The sequence below is a fragment of the Streptomyces sp. 147326 genome, from assembly GCF_045000215.1.
Lineage (GTDB): Bacteria > Actinomycetota > Actinomycetes > Streptomycetales > Streptomycetaceae > Streptomyces.
The window spans coordinates 7,715,833-7,737,268 of sequence record NZ_CP134201.1 but is presented as its reverse complement, the minus strand read 5'-3'; the positions used below and the strand labels follow the sequence as shown (position 1 = coordinate 7,737,268).

Below are 21,436 nucleotides of genomic sequence, written 5' to 3'. Positions count from 1 at the left end.
CCTGCGGACCATTGTGTGCGCCATCCGGGTGGTGCCCGCAAGCCGAGGGTGCCACGGTGGCAGGGTGAGCCGGAAACCGAGATCACCATCGTCCGGGGGCTCCGCGAGGGCATGGCGCGACGCCCTCGTCGCCGTCGTCGCGGGATTCGCCGTGATGACCGCGGTCGCCGCCGCAGGGCTCGCGTGCGCGGGCGCGGGCGATCTGCCGGGCGGCGCGTTCCCCCGTGTGGTCGCCGCGGTCGTCGTGATGGCGGCCGGTGGTGCGCTGGAGGTGTCGGGCGGGGCCGGAGTCCTGGCGGGGGCGGATGCGAGCCTGTCGGCGCTCCCGCTCTCGGTGAGTCTGGCCGGCGCCCTCACCGCGGGCTCCTGCTTCCTGCACCCCCTGCACAACCGGGCGGTGGCCCGGCCCCGCGAACTCGTCGGCCGGGCCATCCCGTTGGTCTTCCTGTGGCTCCTCGCCCTGACCGGGGCCGCGCTCTTCGCCCGGCAGACCTTCGGCATCTCCACCGGCGACTCCCCGGTCGGAGTGATCGGTGAACTCCTCGACTCCGCGCCGACGGTGGGCTTCCGTGCCGACCTGCCGGCCACGCTCCTCTTCGGACTGCTGTGGATCCTGGGCCTGTTGCTGATCGCCCTGCTGGTCTCGCGCCGTGCACCGCTCCCCGCCCGGCTGGTCCGCTACCACGCGGCACTGCGCCCGTCCGCCTTCGCCACGATGCTGCTGCTCCTGGCCTACGTCGCCCTCGGTGTCGTGGTCGGCCTGGTGGTGGCCGCCACCCAGGGCCATGCCGCCCGGACCTTCGCCGTGATCCTGCTCGCGCTGCCGAACCTCGCCTGGATCGCGTTCACCCTGGGCTTCGGCGGCGCCTGGGAGGGCCGGGTCGAGGGCCCGTTCGGGCTGCCGATGCCCCCGCTCCTGGACGATGTCCTGCGCGGCTCCGAGCTGTCCACGGTGGACGTGGCCTCGCTCGCGGAGCGCGACTCCCGGGCGTGGTGGCTGGTGGCCGTGGCCGCCGTCCTGCTGCTCGGCACCGGAGTGCTGGCGGCCGTCCGCTCCCCCGCCCACGTCCGCCCCTGGCAGCACGCGCTCCACCTGGGCGTGGCCCTGGCCCTGGCGACCCTGGTGGTCTGTCTGCTCGCGAGCGTGCAGGCGCAGTTCGGCCTCTCCCTGCTGGGCATCGGCGAGGTGGACGGGCTCGGCGGCAAGGTCGTGCTGAATCCCGCCCTGTGGCGCACGGTCGGCCTCGCCCTCCTCTGGGGTGCGGTGGCGGGCTTCCTGGGTGCCCTCCTGGCCCGCCCCCTGCACCGCCGCGGCCGCGTCGGGGAAGGCGCCACGACCCCGGTGCCCTGACGACCACCGCCCCGCCCGCCACTCCCCCTCAGCCGGTCAGCCGCTTCCGGGACCGCGCTCAGTCGGCTTCCGGATCGCGCGTGTCCACGATCCGGGTGGTGTCGTGCTCCGCGTCGGGTTCGGGCCGGTCCGCCGCCTCCCCGTCGGCCGGTGGCCTGTCCGGTGGTACGCCGGCCCCGGCGCCCGCCCGTGTCGGTGTGGGCGCGGGTGGGGCCGGCGGCTGCGGCGGACCGGGCGAGGCCCCCGGTGCCGCCACGACCGCGAAGGTCGTCAGGCGGCTCGCGTCGCCGTACAGCCACTTCCCCGCCGTCACGTCGTAGACCCACACGGACTCCCCGTCCACGACCACCCCGGCCCGCAGCCCCCGTACGGTCCGCCGGAAGGAATCGGCGTCCGTCCTCCCCGAGGCGAGCTCGTCCACGGCACGCCGGTAGCGATCCAGGGCCTCGGCTGCGCGCGTGAGCAGTGGTCGCGCGTCCTCCGTACGGGCGAGCGGCCGGTCGGCCGTCGGCGGAGGCTGCGGCACCGACACCAGGAGCCGGCCGTCCACCCAGGCGGACCAGCCGTTGGCGCACAGGACCTCGCCCCAGTCTCCGCGCCGGGACAGCAGCTGTACCGGGAGGAAGCCGTCGAGCGGCACGGTGGGGCGGGAGACGTCGGGGCTCTCCCAGGCGGGAAGACCCTCCTGGGGGACGATGTGGGTGGGCCGGAAGTCCTCGCCCGGACCGGGGCTGGTCATGGGCGGCTACTTCCTCATGACCGCGGGCTCGGTGCGGCGCAGCATCCGGGCCACCAGCACGGTGAACAGCACGGACAGGACGAGCAGCATCCCGACTTCGAGGAGCCACAGGCTCGCCTTGTGATCGAACAGCGGGTCCTGGGTGATCTTGAGGGGCACGATCGCGCCGAGGTCGGTGGTGGTACCCATCGCGCCCATGGCCCACCGGGCCGGCACGAACCAGGCCAGCTGTTCGAGGACGGGGACGCCGGCGAGTTTCAGCAGGGCGCCGCAGAAGGCGGACTGGACGATGGTGAGGAGGACCAGCAGCGGCATGGTGGCCTCCTCCTTGGTCACCAGGGCGGAGATCATCAGGCCGAGCAGCATCGAGGTGAACGACAGCAGGGCGACGGCGAGGGCGATCTCGATCAGCGGCGGCAGGAAGATCCCCTTGCCGCCGGGGGCGTTGGTGTCGACCCCGGCGAGGCCTACCACGGTGAGGACCACGGCCTGGGCGATGGTGAGCACACCCAGGACCACCACCTTGGACATCAGGTAGGCCGACCGGGACAGGCCGACGGCGCGCTCGCGCTGGTAGATGACGCGTTCCTTGACCAGTTCGCGCACCGCGTTGGCGGCGCCGGTCAGGACTCCGCCCAGGACCAGGATGAACAGCGCGTTCAGGCCCGTCTCGGCCGTGAGGGCGCTGCCGGCCAGCGCGCGGGCCAGGCCGCCCATGACGAACGGCAGCCCGACGATGATGGCCAGGAAGGTGCGGTCGGCGCCGAGCACGGCGGTGTACCGGCGGATCAGGGTGGAGAGCTGGGAGCCCCAGCTCTGGGCCTTGGGCGGCGGCTGCGGCACGACGCCGGCGGCCCGTGCAGCCTCCCCCGCGGGCGGGGGCGGGGACCTTCGGGCGGAGACGTCGACGTAGCGGCTCTGCAGCGGTGAGGCCCGGTACTGCCCGGCCCAGTCGCGGTTCTGCTCGTTCTCGAACGCCTCGTAGGCCTCGGGCCACTGCTCGAAGCCGAAGAATCCGAGGGCCTCCTCCGGAGGGCCGTAGTAGGCGGTGCGTCCGCCGGGCGCGAGGATCAGGAGGCGGTCGCAGACTTCGAGGTTGAGCACGCTGTGGGTGACGACGATGACCGTGCGGCCGTCGTCCGCGAGGCCGCGCAGCATGTGCATCACCGAGCGGTCCATGCCGGGGTCGAGGCCGGAGGTGGGCTCGTCCAAGAAGAGCAGGGAGGGCTTGGTGAGCAGCTCCAGGGCGACGGACACGCGTTTGCGCTGGCCGCCGGAGAGGCTGTGGATGGGCTGGTCGGCACGCTGCTGGAGGCCTAGTTCGCCGATCACCTCCTCCACCCGGGCCTGGCGTTCGGCCTTGGCGGTGTCCTGCGGGAAGCGCAGTTCGGCGGCGTAGCCGAGGGCGCGCCGCACGGTGAGCTGGGAGTGCAGGATGTCGTCCTGGGGGACGAGCCCGATGCGGCGGCGCAGTTCGGCGTAGTCGCGGTAGAGGTCGCGTCCGTCGTAGAGGACGGTGCCCTGGTCGGCGGGGCGCAGCCCGGTGAGCGCGCCGAGCAGGGTGGACTTGCCGGCGCCGCTGGGGCCGACGACGGCGAGCAGGCACTTGGCTCCCACGGGGAAGGAGACCCGGTCGAGGAGGATCTTGCGGCCCTTGTCGACGGCGACGGTGAGGTCCTGGACGTCGAGCGAGACCTCGCCCGTGTCCACGAACTCCTGCAGCTGGTCGCCGACGAGGCAGAACGCCGAGTGTCCGATGCCGACGATGTCGCCCTGGGCGAGGGGGGCGGCCCGGCGGTCGAGGCGGGCGCCGTTGAGGTAGGTGCCGTTGTGGCTGCCGAGGTCGGCGATCTCGTAGGTGCCGTCGGCGAGGGCACGGAGTTCGGCGTGGCGGCGGGAGACGGTGAGGTCGTCGATGACGAGGTCGCTCCCGGGGTCGCGGCCGATGCTCACGGCGGTACGGGCGAGGAGCGGACGTACGGTCGTCGGCTGCTGGAAGGTACGGGACAGCGACGCGACCCGGGACGGCCGGCCGGCGGCGGCGTCCGGCGCGGCGGAGGAAGGCGGTGGCGGAGGGGGAGCCGGAGGGGGCGGCGGCGCACCGACGAGGACGGCGCGCGGGCCGTCCTCCGCGTCGCCGAAGCACAGCCGGCTCCCGACGCCGACGGTCCGTTCGTGGACGCGCCGTCCGTCGGCCCAGGTCCCGTTGGTGCTGTGTTCGTCCTCCACCGTCCAGTGGTCGCCCTCCGGGCGCAGGACCGCATGGTGCCAGGAGACGCGGGCGTCCTCCAGGCAGATGTCGCAGAGGGGGTCCCGGCCCACGTGGTAGGTCCGGCCCGGGCTCATCGCGATCGAGCCCGTGTCGGTCACCAGGACGAGCTCGGGTGCGGTCGGCACACCGGGGCGCTGGACCATGAGCAGATTTTCCCATGAACCCGCCCGCCCGGCAGCGGTCCGACATCGCCGCAGGTCAGAGGCCTCTTATGGGTAATGACAACGGTCCCCGTTGCAGCCTTTGCCCATCTCGCCGGGGTGCGCTTCACTTCACGCGACGGATCCGAACACACGGGTGCCGCGATGAGACGGGGGACGCCATGAGTGGGCACGGCCACGCGCACGACGACCACGGGCACGGAAACGGGCACGGGCACGGGCACGGACACGCGGGACACAGCCACGGCGTGTCCGCCGACGCCGACCGCCGCTGGCTGGCGATCGCGCTCGCCCTGATCGGCGGGTTCATGGCCATCGAGGTCGTCGTCGGCGTCATGGCCAACTCCCTGGCCCTGATCTCCGACGCGGCACACATGCTGACCGACGCCGTCTCGATCGTGCTGGCGCTGATCGCCATGCGGCTGGCCGCGCGGCCCGCCCGCGGCGGCTTCACGTACGGCCTCAAGCGGGCGGAGATACTCTCCGCCCAGGCGAACGGCCTGACGCTGATCCTGCTGGGGCTCTGGCTGGCGTACGAGGCCGTGCGCCGGCTGATGGATCCGCCGCCGGTGGAAGGCGGCCTGGTGGTGGTGACGGCGCTCGCCGGCATCGCCGTCAACGTGGCCGCGGCCTGGTGCATCTCCCGGGCCAACCGTTCCGCGCTCGTCGTCGAAGGCGCCTACCAGCACATCCTGAACGACCTCTTCGCCTTCATCGGGACCGCCGTCGCCGGCGTGATCGTGCTGACCACCGGATTCCGGCAGGCGGACGCGATCGCCACGCTGGTCGTGGTGGTGCTGATGCTCAAGGCGGGCTACGGGCTGATCCGCGAGTCCGGCCGGATACTCCTGGAGGCTGCTCCCGCCCATGTGGACCCGGACGCGGTCGGCGACCACCTCGTCGGGCACCCGCCCGTCACCGAGGTGCACGACCTGCACATCTGGACCATCACCTCGGGGCAGGCGGCGCTCTCCGCGCACGTGCTGGTGGAGCCGGAGGGCGACTGCCACGCCGTACGCCGGGACCTGGAGGGGCTGCTGGCCAAGGAGTACGGGATCACGCACACCACCCTCCAGGTGGACCACGCGCAGGATTCCCTCCTCACGGTCGGCCGCGCGGGCGAGGGCCCGGCCGGCGCCCACTGCGCGGACGCGCACGGGCCGGTCCACCGGCAGGGCCCGCACGACCACTGACCCGCGCGCGCCTGACCGCGCGCCCCCGGCTCCGGAGCACTGACCCGCGCCCGTACGGGGCATGGATGGATCCATGACGCACAAGCGCAGTGCCGGACTGCTCCTGTTCCGGCGGACCGGCGGCCCGCCGGAACAGGGCCCGCCCGGGGTCGAGGTCCTGCTCGGGCACATGGGCGGCCCGCTCTGGGCCGGGCGGGAGGCCGGCGGCTGGGCCATCCCGAAGGGCGAGTACGGGCCGGAGGAGACACCGCGGAACGCGGCCCGCCGGGAGTTCACCGAGGAGATCGGGCTGCCCCCGCCGGAGGGCGAGTACCTGCCGCTGGGCGAGGTGCGGCTGACCAGCGGGAAGCTGGTGACCATCTGGGCGGTGGAGGCGGACCTCGACCCGGAGCTGATGGTGCCCGGGACCTTCACCATGGAGTGGCCCCCGCACTCCGGGAACGAACAGGAGTTCCCGGAGCTGGACCGGGTGGCATGGTTTGCTCCGCCACTGGCTGAAAAAATGCTGATTAAGTCTCAAGTCCCTTTCCTGGAGCGGCTGTTGGGGCTCCTTGGGGGCCTTGAGAGCTGACTCGTACTTGCGCTTGCCAACACTCCCACCTGCATGGACATTGCACATATGACGAACGTCGTGCTGGTGGGAACCCTGGACACCAAGGGTGTGGAGTACGGCTGGCTGCGCGAGAGGCTGCTGCGCGCCGGCGTCGAAGTGGTACTGGTCGATACAGGAATCATGGGCGAACCCCGGGTGCCCGCCGATGTGCCGCGTGACGCGGTCGCCCGGGCGGCGGGAACGGAACTGTCCGAACTGCGCGCGACCGCCGACCGGGGCGCGGCCGTGACCACGATGGCCCGCGGCGCGGAGGCGACGCTCTTACGCCTGCACGCCGAGGGCCGGCTGCACGGGGTGCTCGCGATCGGCGGCAGCGGCGGCACCTCCATCGCCACCCGGGCGATGCGCGCCCTGCCGCTGGGCGTACCGAAACTGATGGTCTCGTCCATGGCGTCCGGGGACGTCAGCCCGTACGTGGGTTCCTCGGACATCACGATGATGTACAGCGTGGTGGACATCGCCGGGATCAACAGCGTCTCCGGACCGGTCCTGGCGAACGCCGTCGAGGCGATCACCGCAATGGCCGGGGCCTACGCCCGCGCCTCCCTGGAGCGCCGCCCGCCCCGGCTGGGAGCGGGCGCCCGCCCGCTGATCGCGGCGAGCATGGCGGGCGTGACCACGGCCGGTGTGGACGCGGCCCGCGAGCGGCTGACGGACCTGGGCTACGAGGTGCTGGTCTTCCACGTCAGCGGCACCGGCGGCCGCACCCTGGAGACGCTGGCCGGCCAGGGGATCTTCGCGGGCGTCCTCGACCTCACCCTCAGCGAGCTGGCGGACGACCTGTGCGGGGGCACCCTCACCGCGGGCCCGGACCGGCTCAGCGCGGCCGGGCGGGCCGGGATCCCGCAGGTGGTGAGCCTGGGGGCGCTGGACATGGTGAAGTTCGGCCCGCTGGACAGCCTGCCCCAGCGGGTCCTGGACCGGGGGGTCCACGTCCACAACCCGTCCATCACCGTGATCCGGACGAACGAGGCGGAATGCACGGAACTCGGCCGCCGGGTCGCCGCCAAACTCCGCGCCGCGACCGGCCCCACGGCCGTCTGCGTCCCGCTCCGCGGACTGTCCACGCTCGGATCGCCGGGCGGCCCGTACCATGACCCCGGCGCGGACCGGGCTCTGTTCTCGGCGCTGCGCGAGGGCTTGCGGGGCAGCGCCGCCCGGCTCTACGACTACGACACGCACATCAACGACCCGGCCTTCGGACGGGCGGCCGCCGACCGGCTGCACGACATGATCGGCGCGATGGCGGCCGCGGCCTGAGGGCCGCAGCCTGAGACACCCCGCACGGCTGGGAACCGCCGTGCCGGAAACCGTGTCCCAGGGGGTGGCCGGTCACCGACCGGGCACCGGGACGGTGCGGCACGGCACGGCGGACAGCCGGACAGGGGGCGGGAACGATGAAGGACACGCGGGCGGCATGGTCGGTCCCCGGTTACACGGAGGTCCGGGAACTCGGCGCGGGCGGCAGCGGCCGCGTGGTGCTCGCCGTCCACGACGCCACGGGCACGGCGGTCGCGGTGAAGTACCTCAGCGACCGGCTGCGCCAGGACCCCGCGTTCGTCGGGGAGTTCCGGGCCGAGGCCCGCCTCCTGGGCGGGCTCGGAACCCCGTACGTGGTGAGGCTGTACGAGTACGTGGAGTCGCCCGGCGGCGCGGCCATCGTGATGGAGCTCGTCGACGGCATCTCCCTGCGCGCGCTGCTCAAGCAGTCCGGGCAGGCGGACGCCGAGGCCGCGCTGGTGGTCCTCAAGGGATCGCTGCTCGGGCTCGCGGCGGCGCACCGGGCCGGCGTGGTCCACCGGGACTACAAGCCGGAGAACGTGCTGGTCGCGGCGGACGGCTCGTCGAAGCTGGTGGACTTCGGGATCGCGGCGAACCGCGGCACCACGCCCGGCGTGGCCGGAACCCCGGCCTACATGGCCCCCGAGCAGTGGCAGGGCCGGCCGGCCTCGCCCGCGGCCGACGTGTACGCGGCGACGGCGACCTTCTTCGAGTGCCTGACCGGGCGCAAGCCGTACGACGGGGAGAACTTCGCGGAGCTCGCCGTCCAGCACATAGAGGCGCCCGTACCGGAGACCGAGGCCCCGGAGCCCGTCCGGCCGCTAATCCGGCGGGGCCTCGCCAAGCAGCCCGAACAGCGCCCGGAGAACGCCGAGGCGTTCGTCGCGGAGCTGGAGGGCGTGGCGCTGGCCGCGTACGGGCCCGAGTGGGAGGAGCGCGGGCAGCGCAAACTGGCGGCGCTGGCCGCGCTGCTGCCGCTGCTGTTCCCCTCGGCGGGCGCCCCGGCGGCGGGCACCACGGCGGTGGCCACGACCACCCTGAGCAGCGGCTCGGGCTGGGCGCCCGGCCGCAGCGGCTGGCTCGCGGCGGGGATCGCGCTGGTCCTGGGCGCGGTGGTGGTGCTGACCACGGACGCGATCGGCGCGGCCCCGGGCGGGGCCTCGGCGTTGAGCGCCTTCGCCACGACGAGTGCGGCCCCGCCCGGATGGGCCTCCCCGGCCCCGAGCCCGACGGTCTCCGCTTCCGCTTCGCCGACCCCGAGCCCCTCGGCGTCGGCGAGTCCTTCGCCGTCCGCGTCCGCGTCGCCCTCGGCGTCGCCCTCGCCCTCGCCCTCGTACTCGTACTCGCCGAGCCCCACCCCGAAGCCGACGGTGAGCTGGTCGCCGACGCCGACGCCGACCCTGGTGGTCACGAAGGTCGACGTGTCGCTCAAGACGGGCGTGTACCGAGGTGACGCGACGGTCTCGGTCGCCGCCCAGGGCACCGGGCCGGTCACGGTGGTGCTGGAGTGGTTCCTCGGCGGCGCGCAGGGCTCCTACTCCGTCCCCGACGGCACGGAGTCCTTCACGGTCCAGGCCGGTTCGCCGGTCACCGTGGTCAAGTCCCACACCTTCACACGCGACCGCGGCTGCTACGGAGGCGTCCGGGTGACCACCAAGCCGGCCGCCGGGAACAAGTCCGCGTCGGCCTCGCAGTACCTCCTGCGCTGCCAGGACGTGCCCCGATGACCGATCCCCGCGCCCCCGAGGGCGACGACTACAGCGCCACCGTCCTCGGGAGCCACTGGTTCTCCGGTCCCCCGGTGGCCCCGGAGGCCCCGGTGGCCCCGGAGGTGGCCCCCGACCGGGTCGAGGGGTCCGTGCTCCGGTTCGGGCCCGGGGTGACCGCGGCCATGCCCGCGCCGTTCCCCCTGGTGGTGGCCGCCGTTGCCGCCCCCCGGCGCCGCCGGCTCGCCGGTCTGCGGCGGTACGCCCTCGCCGCGGTCGTGCTGGCCGCCGTCCTCGCGTACCTCGGGTGGCAGCGGTTCGGGCCCGCCATCGAGGTCCGGGACGTGGCCGTGACCACCGATCCCCAGGGCCCGCCCTGTGACGCGACGGCCGACGTGGTGGCCGTCGTCGGGACCAACGGGCGCCCGGGGACCCTCACCTACCGCTGGGTCCGCAGCGACGGCACGCGGTCGGAGGAGCTGACGGAACGGGTGCCTCGCGGGCAGCGGGAGGCCCGGCTGCACCTGCTGTGGACCTTCCAGGGCACGGGGAACTACCCCGCGCGGGCCGAGCTGCAGCTGTTGTCCCCGGGACAGCGTTCGGCCGCGGTGGACTTCACGTACCGCTGCTCCCCGTAGCGGGCAGCCGGATGACGGCGAGCCCGCCGTCGAGGTCCACGCGGGAACGCGGCGGCGCGCCGTCCTCCTCGTCGTCACGCAGGACGAGGGCGCTCTGCCGTTCCTTGAGCCCGTTCTGCTTGCCCGGCGAGAAGCTGGCGTGCAGCTGCTCGAAGCCGGTGGCGGAGATCTGCCCCTGACGGCCGTTCCAGCGCCAGGGCAGCAGCCCCGCGCGGCCCGCGCGTTCCAGTGCCAGGTCGAGGAAGGCCATGGCGGTGAGCAGCACAGCCAGCCCCGGAAGGGTCATGAAGCTGACGAAGCCCATGGCCCGACGGTAGCCGACCCGGTGGTTCGGCCGTTCGGCCGAGGGGACCGTAGCCGTCCGGCCGAGGCGCGGGCGCCCTGTCCCCTGGCGGGCCGTTCCGCGTTCCCTCCCCCGCCGCAACCGGGGGACGGAAGTCCATGGGGCGTGGCGCAGGTCAGAAGCGGGCGTGCGCCGTGATGTCCGCCTCGAACTCGCCCGTCATCGCCGGGGTCACCGTCGGCCGGCACTGCCGGACCGCCGCCAGGTGGTCCTCCGTGGTCGCACCCAGTTGAGCGGCCGCCGCGCCCCGCACGCCCACCGCCTCCAGGTCCCGTTCGAAGGACACCTGCGCCGCGATGCGCGCCGCGTGCTCGATGTCGGCCGGCGTGAACAGCTCGGTCGCCGCGACCAGGGCCGCCACGTCGACGTCCGCGCGCCCCGCCGTGTAGCGGGACCAGATCGCGGCGCGGGCCCCGGCGTCCGGGGTGCCGATCGGGATCAGGTAGTCGAAGCGGCCGGGCCGCAGGAAGGCCGGGTCGAGGGAGCGGATGGAGTTGGTGGCGCAGACCAGCAGGCGTTCGTCGCCCTCCCGGAAGCCCGGTATCAGCTTGAGCAGCTCGTTCGTCACGCCGTGGATCCCGCCGGGCTGCGCGGGCTCGGTGCGCACCGGTGCGATCTCCTCCACCTCGTCGATGAAGACGAGTACGCGCTCCAGCTCGGCGATCCGGGCGAAGGCGTCGCGCAGCGCGGCGGCCAGGTTGCCCTCGTCGGCGAGGCGGGAGGGCAGCAGTTCCACGAAGGGCCAGCCGAGCCGGGAGGCGATGGCCCGGGCGAAGGTGGTCTTGCCGGTGCCGGGCGGGCCGAAGAGGGTGATCGCGCGCGGCGGCCGCACCCCGTGCGAGGCGGCCCGTTCGGGCTCGGCGAGGGGCAGCACCACGCGCCGCTCGATGAGGTCCTTCTCCTTCTCCATGCCGGCGACCTTCGCCCACAGGTCGTTGGGGAGGAAGCGGCCGCCGAGGTCGTCGAGGAGGCCGGCCGCCGGCCCGTGCAGGGGCTCGGTCTTCTCGAAGTAGGCGACGGCGGGCTGCCGGGTGTAGCCGGCGTTGAGCAGGCCCTCGCCGAGCAGGTCCTCCTCGGGCAGGACGTAGGCGATGCGGCCGACGCGCGCGGCGATGAGGCGTCGCTCCAGTTCGACGAGCAGGGCGCTGGCCAGGCCGCGGCCGCGCCAGCCGGCGGCGATCGCGATCCGCATGACCCAGGCCCGCTCCCCGGTGACGCAGGCGAGTGCCGCGCCGATCGGGACGCCCTGGTGGACGGCGACCACGCAGGGCTGCCGGCCGGTCAGCGCGCTGATGCACTCGGCGAGCGAGAAGACGGACTCCTGGCCGAGTTCGGCCGTGGTGTCGATCAGGTGGACCACCGCTGCGAGATCGCTCTCGCGGTAGTCGTGGATGAGCCAGTTCACCGGGTACCGCCCCTCGTTCGTGCTCCTGCGGCGAGGCTAGGGGCGGCAGTACCGACCGATCACGCTCCGTCGTGCACAACAGGCGGTCCGGAAACCGTCCGTGTCGTCCATAGACTGGTGCCTTCCGCCCGAACGCCAGACCGAGGACCCCATCGCCTTCATGCTTTGCCACATATCCGCGGCCCGACGCGGGCGTCTCGTATGACTCGTCCCGTTCCTGGGGACCCTGGCGCTCGGTCTGTGGGGGCTCTCCCGGCAGGACAGCGTGTGGCGGGACGAGGCGGCGACCTGGCAGGTGGCGGGCTGGCCCTCGGGCTGCTGCCGGTTGTCCAGTTCTACCTGCAGGAGGGTCGGCCGTACGCGCTGGTCGCGGCCGGAGCCGGACTGTCGACGCTGCTGCTGGTCCCGCTCCTGGAGAGCGGGCCCGGGCGGCGGGCCTGGCACATGCCGATCGGCCCGGGGATCTTCCTCGCCATCGGCGGGCTCGGCGCGCGGGCGGACCGGCCCGACCGCAAGGGCCTCTCGGCGGCAGCGGTGGGTCTGCCGCTGCTGGCGGTGCCGCAGCTCGGGCTGATCGGGCTGTCGCTGGTCCAGCCGCTGTTCCCGGACCGGTACGTGCTCTTCTCCATGCTGGGTCTGGCCCTGCTGATCGGCGCCGCCCTGGGCGCGGCCGTACGGGCGTGCGCGCCCCGGTTCCCGGCGGCGGCGGGCCTGCTCGTGCCGGGTGTGGTCGGGGTGGTGGAGGACCGGCAGGTGCGGGGCCGCCGGGTGACGGTCGACGAGCGCCCCGGGTAACTTCGCGGGCCCGTCGCTCCGGGTTTCACATCGGGTCCACCGGATTCACAGGGGATTCATACGGAACACCGGGCTCCGGACATAGGTTCGGCGGGCAGGGTGGAGTCATGATCCACCGCATGCTCCCCCGGCCGGCCCGGCGCATCCGTGCGCGGCGGGCAGCACGGATCCTGCTCGCGCTGACCGCGATGGCAGCGCTGCTCGGCGTGGACGTGCCCGACGCCACGGCCGGAGCGCCGCCCGGGATCACCGCGCAGGCGGTGCCCGGCGCCACGGCGGACCGGGTGGGCGCGCTCTTCGCGGACGGGCTCGACGGCGGGCACTTCTGCACCGCGTCCGTGGTGCGCAGCGACGACCACGACGTGATCGCCACCGCCGCGCACTGCCTGGAGAGCCCGTACACCACCGTCTTCGCGCCGGGCTACCGGGACGGCGAGGCCCCGTACGGTCTCTGGAAGCTCACCGGGGTGTACCTCGCCCCGGGCTGGACGGACCGGCAGAACCCGGACGACGACATCGCCTTCGCGACGGTGGCCCCGGTGGACGGCGGACGGAACGGGTCCGTCGAGGACCTCGTGGGCGGCTTCCCGGTCGCCGCCGAGCAGCCGGACGACGCCGCGGTGACGGTCATCGGGTACCCGCGGACCCTGGAGGCCCCGCTGCGCTGCGCCAACACCACCGAGCTGTTCTCCGAGACCCAGCGGCGGATCGGCTGCCCGGACCTCAGCGGCGGCACCAGTGGCAGCCCCTGGCTGGTGGACGGCGCGCTGGCCGGGGTGCTCGGCGGCCACGAGGGCGGCGGGACCGTACCGGAGGTCTCGTACAGCGCGGTGATGGGCGACCAGGCGGTGGAGCTGTACCGGGAGGCGGCCGACGCCGGGTAGACGGCCTGGGCCTGACAGGGTCTAGCGGACGGCCGGGATGCGTTCCGCCTCGGGCGCGGAGGGCTGCGCGGGCAGCCGTTCGACGAGCGGGGGCCGGGCCGGGGTGGCCGAGCGGATGTCCTGCATGCCGCGCCGCAGCCTGTCGCGCAGGAAACGGCCCAGCGGGCGTTCGACGAACCGGTGGATGAGCCAGGCGAGCAGCACCATGAAGGCGGTGACGCCGACGGCCAGGGGCACGGGCGCGACCTCGTGGCGGAAGTGGTGGATGAAGGTCAGCCCGGCCAGCATGTGGATCAGGTAGAGCGGGTACGTGATCGCTCCGGCGTGCGGGAGCCAGCGCCACCGGATGCCGTCGAGGGCGCCGAGGGCTATCGCCGCCATGACGGTGAAGCCGAGCAGAATGATCACGTGGGCGGGCCAGGAGGGCGTCTGCTGGGTGACGCCCCGGCCCAGGCTGGCGATCATGCGGGCGTGCACGTGGTGCTGCGCCAGGAGGAACTGGACGCCGATGACGGCCCACAGGACGGCGTTCGGCCCGAAGCGCCGCATCAGGTAGAAGGCGATTCCGGCGATGAAGTACGGGGAGGCGGACGACGCCGCGAAGAAGGACAGCACGCCGCTGTCGACGGTGGGGGCCACGACGCCCGCGAGGGTCCAGGCCCCGCAGAAGAGGACGCAGTTGCGGTAGGTCACGCCGCGCATGACGACGACGGCGAACAGGACGTAGAACTTGAGCTCGACGAAGAGGGTCCAGTACGCGTCGTCGAGGTGGGGGACCCCGATGCCGCCCTGCAGCATCGACAGGTTCACCACGACGTCACTGACATCCTTGATCTTCCTCACCTCGGGCCAGTTGAACAGCACGAGGGAGGTGAAGGCCACGGCCGCCCAGTAGGCGGGGAACAGCCGGGAGACCCGGGACACCGCGAAGTCGCCCACCGTCCGGCCCCAGGTGCTCATGCAGATGACGAACCCGCTGACCAGGAAGAAGATCTCGACGCCGAGCCAGCCGTAGACGGCCAAGCCGTGGGCGGCGGGGAAGACGCCCCCGGTCGGTTCGCCCCAGGCGCTGTCGAGGGCCACGTAGTGGTAGAAGAGCACGGAGAGTGCGGCGAGGGCCCGGACGCCGTCGAGGGCCGCCAGGCGTCCGCCGGCGGCTCCGGTGCGCGCACCACCGTCACGTATGCCACCGGTCCGCGGGCCGCCGCTCGGCTGCGGCCCTCCGGCTGAAGTGCGCACGCCCATTCCTCGACCGTCCCCCGTTGAACGTACGACTGTCCGATGACCGCCGTCGGATCAGCGGAACCTAACAGCGCACCCCGGCCGCCGCCAGGTGAGCCCGGCCACACCCGACCGGTTTGCCGGACGCGCCCTATTCCCGGATCTCCACGGGCGCCGCGAACCAGGTGGGCTCGTCCCGCAGGGCCCGGTGGATCCGGTCCAGGGCGAAGGACTCCAGCGGCGGCAGCGCGTCGACCTCGAACCAGGCCACTTCGAGGGACTCGTGATCGTTGGCCCGCGCCTCGCCGCCGGTCGCGCGGCAGCGGAAGGTGATGTCCTGGAACTGGCAGATGTCGCCGTTGGGGTAGGTGATCTGCTCCAGCATCTGGACGAGCACCACCCGCTCGGGGACGCAGCGCACCGCCGTCTCCTCGTACACCTCGCGCACGGCGGTCTCGGCGGGCTGTTCCCCCGGTTCGGCGATTCCGCCGACCACGGACCACCGCCCGGTGTCGGAGCGCCGGCCGAGCAGCACCCGGCCCCGGTCGTCGAGGACGATGGCCGTGACCCCGGGCAGCAGGAGCAGCTGGTGCCCGGCGGTGGCTCGGATCGCACGGATGAAATCGGGTGTGGTCATCCCCCGACCCTACGAGGCCGGGGCGCCGGCCCCCGCCTCAGACCGCCCGGCGCGCGCGGATCCGCCGGGTCAGGATCCACCCGAAGCCGCCCGCGGCCAAGAGGAGCAGCCCGTACTCGCCCAGCGGGCCGACGACGGTGGCCGGGGTGCGGGTGGAGCGGAGCGGGATCTCGGCGACCAGCGCGTCCGCGGTGAACATCCTGGTCTCCGCCGTGATCCTGCCGTCGGGGCGGATGACGGCGCTGACTCCGCTGGTGACGGGGACGAGGACGGTCCGGCTGTGCTCGACGGCGCGGACCCGGTCCATGGCCAGCTGCTGGTAGGTCATCTGGGTCCGGCCGAAAGTGGCGTTGTTGCTGGGTACGGCGATCACCTGGGCGCCGTCCCGGACGGTGGAGCGGACGGCGTCGTCGAAGGCGGCCTCGAAGCAGGTGACCATGCCGACGCCGCTGCCGGCCATGTCGAAGACGCCGGGGTCCTTGCCGGGGCCGAAGTCCCTGCGCACCCGGTCCACGTCGGAGCTGAAGAGCCGGACGAAGGAGCGCATCGGGATGCGCTCGCCGAAGGGCTGGATCTTGCGCTTGTCGTAGGTCGCGGTGGGGCCGGCGACGGGGTCCCAGAGGATCATCGTGTTGCGCAGCGGGCCGGTCTCCGGGGACACGACGGCGCCGATCGCGACGGGCACGCCGATGGCCTTGACCGCCTGGTCGATGACGGCGTGGGCGTCGGGCTCGGCGTACGGGTCGAGGTCGGAGGAGTTCTCCGGCCAGACGACGAAGTCGGGCTTCGGGACGCGGCCGGCCTTGACGTCCTCGGCGAGCTGGACGGTGCGCTTGGCGTGGTTGTCGAGGACGGCGCGGCGCTGGGAGTTGAAGTCGAGGCCGAGGCGCGGCACGTTGCCCTGGATGACGGCGGCCACGACGGTGCCGTCCTCGGCCGCGTCGGAGACCAGCGGACGGGCGGCGAGGCCGGCGCCGATCGGGGCGGCGATGGTGAGCGCGGCCAGCGCGGCGGTGGCGCGGCCGGGGTGGTGGCGGGCGATGCGCAGGGCTTCGTAGAGGCCGAATCCGCAGAGGGCCACGCCGAAGGAGAGCAGGGGTGTGCCGCCGAGCGCGGCGAGCGGGGTGAAGACGCCGTCGGCCTGTCCGAAGGCGAGCTTGCCCCAGGGGAACCCGCCGAAGGGCGCCCGGGCGCGCAGGGCCTCGCCCGCGACCCAGACGGCGGCGGCGAACAGCGGCCAGGCCGGGAGCCGGCTGACGAGGGCGATGCCGAGGCCGGTGAGGCCGATCAGGAGGGCTTCGAGGCTGACCAGCGCCAGCCAGGGCACCGGGCCGACCTCCTCGCCGGTCCAGACGAGGAGCGGCAGCAGGAAACCGAGGCCGGCGAGGAAACCGAGGCCGAATCCGGCCCGGGCGCGGCGGCCGTGGAGGCAGCCGGCGAGCAGGGCGATGCCGAAGGGGGCCAGCCACCACAGGGGGCGGGGCGGGAAGCTGAGGTAGAGCAGCACGCCGGAGAGGACGGCGAGGACGGCGCGCACCAGCCGGGCTCCCTTCCGCGGCGCGGGGGCGGAGGGCGCGGCGGAGGCGTTGCCGGGGGCCGAGGCGTGGGGCGGCGCGGCCTCGGCCGGGGCTCCGTCGGCGGGCTGCGAGGACTCGTTCCCGGCCGCGCGGGTGACACTGCTGCTCATCTGGCGGAGTGTACGTCCCCACGCCTCGGACAGGGGTAAGCGCCCGGGCCGGTCGCGACCACTACCCAAGTAATCCCAAATGGGACAAGTCACTCATATCTCGTATTCAAGTCACCTCGTTACATACGCCTCTTGAGGGTGTGTCAGTCGCAAACGCGCGGGGCATAATCGGGCCCGGTCGTCTCCGGAAGCGGTGGAGCCATCGGGACACCGACTCACCCCCTCGGCGGAATTCCGCACCGGACCGATCCTCAAGGCGTTGCAGATGTCCCTGGCCAGCCGCAGCCGCCTCGCGGCCCTGCTCACCGCGCTCACGATCGGCGCCGCCGGGGTCACGACCTGGGCCTACGGATACGGGAACGCGCAGGAGCCGGCGGCCCCCGAGACGGCCTTCCGCCCGAGTGTGACCGAAGGCACGGTCCTCCACGTCGTCGCACACCCCGACGACGACCTCTTCTTCATGAACCCCGACCTGAGCCGCTCCATATCGACGGGCGTGAAGGTCGCCACCGTGTACCTGACCTCCGGCGAGTCCGACGGCAGGAACGAGGCCCACAGCCCGCACCTGGAGGACCCGGAACGCCCCGCCGACCACGCCGCCTACGCGGAGGCCCGGCAGAACGGGATACGGGCCGCCTACGCGCAGATGGCCACCGGCAACCGCGCCAGCGCCTGGCAGCGCAAGTCCATACCCACCGCCGGCGGCGGGAGCGCCGAGGTGGACGTCCTCGTCGCCCGGCCCGAGGTCAACCTCATATGGATGCAGCTGCGCGAGGCCCGCAGCATCTCCGGCGACAACCCGGACAGCCTGCGCGGCCTGTGGGACGGCAAGGTTTCCGCCCTGGGCGCCCAGCTCACCTCCGGGACGCCGGTCAAGCCCTGGTTCTCGTACACCAAGGAACAGGCCGTGGAGGCCATCGCGGACGTCTTCGCGCGGTACCGGCCGACGACGATACGGACGCAGGACCCGACGCCCGGCCGGGCTCAGGGCGGCGCCTTCCTCGACCACCAGGACCACATGTACGGGGCCCGCTTCGTACAGGCGGCGGCCGAACGCTACGCGAAGTCCGCCGACCGGCCGCACTTCTCGGTCCAGAACTACGTGAGCTACCCCAACAGCTCCCTGCCCCCGACGCTCGACCCGCAGGCGGCCGAGGAGAAGCTCGGCTACCTCAAGACGTACGCGTGGACGGACCACCAGGACTGGTGCGGCAGCACCGCCGGATGCGGCGACCGCAAGACCGCGACCCGGCCCACCGGCGCCGGCTGGAGCCAGACCATCCGCTACAGCCGGGGCGACGGCACCTCCTGGATGACCGAGGGCGCCTCCGGCCGGCTGTGGGCCTTCGCCGTCCTGGACGGCCGGATGGCGTACTGGACGCGCAGCGGCCCCAAGGCCCCCTGGCAGGGGCCCGACTTCCTCCCCGGCTCCGGGATCGACGCGGGCGCGACGTCCGTCCGGCTGCCCGACGGCAGGATCGCGGTCTTCGGCACCCGCACCACGCTGGGCACCGCACCCCAGGAGTACGGACGCGACCTCGTGTACGCCGTCCAGGCCGCGCCCGGCGGCGCCTTCGGACCGTGGCAGTCGCTGGGCACCCCGGACACCGGCGACATATCCGGCACCTCGGCGATCAGCGCACCGGCCGTCGCCGTCGACGGCGACGGCCGGATGACCGTGTACGTACGCGACTCGCGGCGCACCCTGCGCGCCCGCGCACAGGACGCCCCGGACGACGCCTTCGGCGCGTGGCAGGCCCTGGGCGGCGCCGGTCTGCAGGGCGACCCGGTCACCGCGACCGACGCGGCGGGGCGGCGCCACGTGTACGCGGCCACGGCCGGGTCCGTGCTGGCCTGGGTCCGGCCGACGCCGGACGCCCCCTTCGGCGGCCCCTTCCCGACCGGGCTGCCGGCGACCACCGGACCCCTGTCGGCGAGCCCGCAGGGCGACGGCGTCCGCCTCTACTTCCGCCGCCCCGGCACGGGCACCGTCGGGACGAGCCTGGCCACCGCGGGCGGGACCGCGCCGGTGTTCTCCCCGGTCACCGAGGCCGGCGGCGAGGGCGGCTACGGCGCCGTCGGCGTGACGGGCGGGCTGCTCACCGGCCGCGCGGGCGCGGGCACGATCGGCGTGTCGGGCCCGGGCGACGCGCCCTCCTGGTACGAGTCCCAGATGCTCTACACGGGTGCGCCGGCGGCCGTGGCCGAGCCGGACGGCACGGCCCTCGCCGCGGCCCTCGGCCTGGACGCCGGCCTGCACGTCACGACGGCTCCCCCGACCGGATCCGAACCGCCCGGCAGCCGCCCGCCCTCTTCCCCGTGGCACCGGGCGGTCCAGCCCTCGACGGTCGTGCAGGCCGGGCGCTAGGTCCCGCCTTCAGCTCCGGGTGGCAGGGGCGGCCGGAGCGGGCGACGATGGCGGGCACCACGTCGGGACCCGGACGGGGCCGGCCCCCGACCGGCTGACCCGACTGGCCGGCTGACCGGCTGACCGGCTGACCGCTGGTGATCGGAGCTCCCATGGCCGCTTGCTCCACCGCGCGCGGGAGCGCGGGACCGGGGAGGTTCCGCGCCGTGGCCTGCGCCGCCGTGCTGGTGGCCCTCGCCACCGGGTGCCGGAACGACGCGGCGCCGGCCTGGGGGTATCCGGAGCTCGGGGCGACCGTGCGGTCGCTGTCCCGGGCCCTCGAAGAAGGCTGTGCCGGTCAGGCCCCCTCGAGCTGCTCCGACGACCTCGACCGGCTCGACGTCCTGGCGGAGCGCGCCTTCGCCGAGGTCCTCGACCACCGGCTCCTCGACGACGCGTACGTCACGGCCGGGAACGAGGTGCGCCGCACGAGGCAGCTCCGCCTCGCCGCCGCGGCACAGGCCCGGTCCCGCCGTGATCCGCACCACCCGCCCCTCGCCCGGGCAATAGCGGCCGAAGAGCTCGCCTACCGGCACCTGCTGGCCGAGCTCGAGCGGGTCCGCACCGCTCCGCCGCAGCGTGAGGGGACGGACCCCGTCTGAGACACCCCTTACGGGCGCGTGGGCGGCGTGGGCAGGGCCGTGCCGTCGAGCGCCACGAGGGCCAGGACGGCGATCGAGCCCGTCCACGCGAGGGGAGCCACCGAGGCGGCCCTGCCCTCCTTGTCCACCTTCTCCGGCAGCTCGCCGAGCGAGTTCCGCTTGGCGAGGATCCAGTCGAGGACCGGCCCGGCCTTCGCCGTGTCGCCCGTGGCGGCCCAGGCGAGCGCGAAGAGCGCCGTACTGGGCGTCCAGGCGTTCGCACCCCAGGGCGCCGTGGAGTCGTTTCCGGGGGTCAGCCCGCCGTTGGGCAGGAGCAGGGCCCGGTACGTGGCGTCCAGCGCGCCGGGCAGGCCGGCGGGGGCCGTGTTGAAGGGGGGCGCCATGAACGTCACCGCGCTGTCGCGTCCGTGCCGGCCGTCCACGGTGCGCTGGTATCCCAGGGGTGCGAACCGCGCGGAGATCCCCGAGGAGAGCCGCCGCGCGGCCCGCGCCCAGCGCGCCGCGTCGTCCGGCCGGTTCGCCTCCCGGGCGAGGTCCGCGGAGGCGTTGAGCCCGGCGAGCAGCGGCGCGGCCGTGCCGATGTTCGTGGTGGTCGTCATCAGCTCCCAGTAGTCGGGGGAGGCCGGGGGCAGACCGTCCGCCCGCAGGGAGACCGCCGCGCGGTCGGCGGCCTTGCGGATCATCGGATAGAGGATGGCCAGCCGGGCGCGGCGGGTGGCCGCCGGGGCCGTCCGGTACCACTGCCAGGTGGCCCAGGGGACCCAGCCGTTGGCGTCGAGCTGCCACCACCTGCCGTCGGGCGGGCCGGTGGCGTCGAGCTTCGTCCGCGCATCCCAGGTGCCGTCCTTGCGCTGGGTCGCGGCGCTGTAGCGCAGGATCCGGTAGGCCTCGGCGTCATGGCCGGTGTGCGCGAACGCGGCGGAGGCGAAGCTGGAGTCGCGCGGCCAGGAGTAGTTCCAGCCGGGGCTCCACGCCGCGGCCACGGCGCCGTTGGGCTGGAGCAGGGCGCGCATGGCCAGGAGGGCCCGCCCGGCCGCGGCGCGCTGCGCGGGCGTCCTGCCCGGGACCCGGCCGGAGGCCAGCCAGGCGCGGCTCTGCGCGATCTGCCGCACCGCCGGCGGATGGTCGGCGGCGACCACGGCCGACTCCTTCCCGCCGGCGGGAAGGTACTTCCACCGGCCCGACGCCAGCCGCAGGACGTTGCTCCCCTCGACGTACCGCGCGCCCTCGGCGACGGACCGCGGAACGCCTTCGGCGGCGGTCGTGTTGGAGAGGAGTCCGACGGTGGGGGCGACGAGCGTCGACAGGGGCGCGTAACTGCCCGTGGGGCACAGGGGCACGGCGAAGCCCGCGAAGGCCGCCGTGGCGACCGCCCAGCAGCCGAGGACACCGGGCATCGCCACTCCCTCCGCCGGCCCCGGATCCGCGCGGACCCGGCTTCCCCATCCTGGGAGAAGCGGGCGGAGGCTGCCACGGAACGCCCGCCGCCCGGGTGAGCGAG

Annotated in this window: 18 protein-coding genes; 10 read left to right on the top strand and 8 right to left on the bottom strand. The window is 74.0% G+C overall.

Translation table 11 applies throughout. The features are described 5' to 3' along the window. Nucleotides 1–64: 64 nt before the first annotated feature. On the top strand, nt 65–1,351 hold the full coding sequence (locus RIU97_RS35415; protein ID WP_404961583.1) for a streptophobe family protein: 1,287 nt from the start codon (nt 65–67) through the stop codon (nt 1,349–1,351). 58 nt (nt 1,352–1,409) lie between these two features. Here the strand turns inward: RIU97_RS35415 and RIU97_RS35410 are convergent, their stop codons facing one another. Next, nucleotides 1,410–2,090, bottom strand: a complete 681-nt coding sequence (locus RIU97_RS35410; protein ID WP_404961582.1) for a hypothetical protein — start codon at nt 2,088–2,090, stop codon at nt 1,410–1,412. Between the two features lie 6 nt (nt 2,091–2,096). Further along, nucleotides 2,097–4,505, bottom strand: coding sequence for an FHA domain-containing protein (locus RIU97_RS35405; RefSeq protein WP_404961581.1), 2,409 nt, complete (start codon nt 4,503–4,505; stop codon nt 2,097–2,099). Between the two features lie 179 nt (nt 4,506–4,684). On the opposite strand from RIU97_RS35405, the gene RIU97_RS35400 reads away from it, so the two are divergent. From RIU97_RS35400 to RIU97_RS35380, 5 genes are all read left to right on the top strand, one after another. Further along, nucleotides 4,685–5,716 (top strand): cation diffusion facilitator family transporter, encoded by a 1,032-nt coding sequence (locus tag RIU97_RS35400; RefSeq protein WP_404961580.1) that lies wholly within the window; start codon nt 4,685–4,687, stop codon nt 5,714–5,716. Between the two features lie 73 nt (nt 5,717–5,789). Then, nucleotides 5,790–6,287 carry an NUDIX domain-containing protein gene (locus tag RIU97_RS35395; RefSeq protein ID WP_404961579.1) on the top strand — a complete coding sequence of 166 codons (498 nt, stop codon included), beginning with the start codon at nt 5,790–5,792 and terminating at the stop codon, nt 6,285–6,287. 48 nt (nt 6,288–6,335) lie between these two features. After that, entirely contained in the window at nt 6,336–7,589 is a 1,254-nt protein-coding gene (locus RIU97_RS35390; protein WP_404961578.1) for a Tm-1-like ATP-binding domain-containing protein, read from the top strand. 137 nt (nt 7,590–7,726) lie between these two features. Then, entirely contained in the window at nt 7,727–9,337 is a 1,611-nt protein-coding gene (locus tag RIU97_RS35385; RefSeq protein WP_404961577.1) for a serine/threonine-protein kinase, read from the top strand. Further along, nucleotides 9,334–9,954 carry a hypothetical protein gene (locus RIU97_RS35380; RefSeq protein WP_404961576.1) on the top strand — a complete coding sequence of 207 codons (621 nt, stop codon included), beginning with the start codon at nt 9,334–9,336 and terminating at the stop codon, nt 9,952–9,954. The genes RIU97_RS35385 and RIU97_RS35380 overlap by 4 nt, the downstream gene beginning before the upstream one ends. On the opposite strand, the gene RIU97_RS35375 is transcribed toward RIU97_RS35380, so the two are convergent. Both RIU97_RS35375 and RIU97_RS35370 read right to left on the bottom strand, forming a co-directional pair. Beyond that, complete coding sequence (locus tag RIU97_RS35375; RefSeq protein WP_404961575.1) at nt 9,932–10,258, bottom strand: DUF6191 domain-containing protein; 327 nt, start codon at nt 10,256–10,258, stop codon at nt 9,932–9,934. The two genes, RIU97_RS35380 and RIU97_RS35375, sit on opposite strands and share 23 nt — an antisense overlap. 154 nt (nt 10,259–10,412) lie before the next feature. After that, complete coding sequence (locus tag RIU97_RS35370; RefSeq protein WP_404961574.1) at nt 10,413–11,702, bottom strand: ATP-binding protein; 1,290 nt, start codon at nt 11,700–11,702, stop codon at nt 10,413–10,415. 267 nt (nt 11,703–11,969) lie between these two features. Between RIU97_RS35370 and RIU97_RS35365 the strand changes: the two genes are divergently transcribed. Together RIU97_RS35365 and RIU97_RS35360 are read left to right on the top strand one after the other, a co-directional pair. After that, on the top strand, nt 11,970–12,497 hold the full coding sequence (locus RIU97_RS35365) for a hypothetical protein (RefSeq protein ID WP_404961573.1): 528 nt from the start codon (nt 11,970–11,972) through the stop codon (nt 12,495–12,497). 107 nt (nt 12,498–12,604) lie between these two features. Beyond that, nucleotides 12,605–13,381: a trypsin-like serine peptidase gene (locus RIU97_RS35360; protein ID WP_404961572.1), complete on the top strand. Its 777-nt coding sequence runs from the start codon at nt 12,605–12,607 to the stop codon at nt 13,379–13,381. Between the two features lie 21 nt (nt 13,382–13,402). On the opposite strand, the gene RIU97_RS35355 is transcribed toward RIU97_RS35360, so the two are convergent. The 3 genes from RIU97_RS35355 to lnt form a co-directional block, all read right to left on the bottom strand. Next, a complete protein-coding gene (locus tag RIU97_RS35355) occupies nt 13,403–14,620 on the bottom strand; it encodes an acyltransferase family protein (protein ID WP_404961571.1) in 1,218 nt (405 codons plus the stop codon). Between the two features lie 133 nt (nt 14,621–14,753). Further along, nucleotides 14,754–15,239 (bottom strand): NUDIX hydrolase, encoded by a 486-nt coding sequence (locus RIU97_RS35350; protein ID WP_404961570.1) that lies wholly within the window; start codon nt 15,237–15,239, stop codon nt 14,754–14,756. Between the two features lie 37 nt (nt 15,240–15,276). Further along, nucleotides 15,277–16,926 (bottom strand): apolipoprotein N-acyltransferase, encoded by a 1,650-nt coding sequence (lnt, locus tag RIU97_RS35345; RefSeq protein WP_404961569.1) that lies wholly within the window; start codon nt 16,924–16,926, stop codon nt 15,277–15,279. Between the two features lie 265 nt (nt 16,927–17,191). On the opposite strand from lnt, the gene RIU97_RS35340 reads away from it, so the two are divergent. Continuing rightward, nucleotides 17,192–19,294, top strand: a complete 2,103-nt coding sequence (locus tag RIU97_RS35340) for a PIG-L family deacetylase (RefSeq protein WP_404961568.1) — start codon at nt 17,192–17,194, stop codon at nt 19,292–19,294. Nucleotides 19,295–19,446: 152 nt separating this feature from the next. Continuing rightward, entirely contained in the window at nt 19,447–19,935 is a 489-nt protein-coding gene (locus RIU97_RS35335; RefSeq protein WP_404961567.1) for a hypothetical protein, read from the top strand. An 8-nt stretch (nt 19,936–19,943) separates the two neighbouring features. Here the strand turns inward: RIU97_RS35335 and RIU97_RS35330 are convergent, their stop codons facing one another. Then, complete coding sequence (locus tag RIU97_RS35330) at nt 19,944–21,332, bottom strand: hypothetical protein (protein WP_404961566.1); 1,389 nt, start codon at nt 21,330–21,332, stop codon at nt 19,944–19,946. Nucleotides 21,333–21,436: the final 104 nt, after the last annotated feature.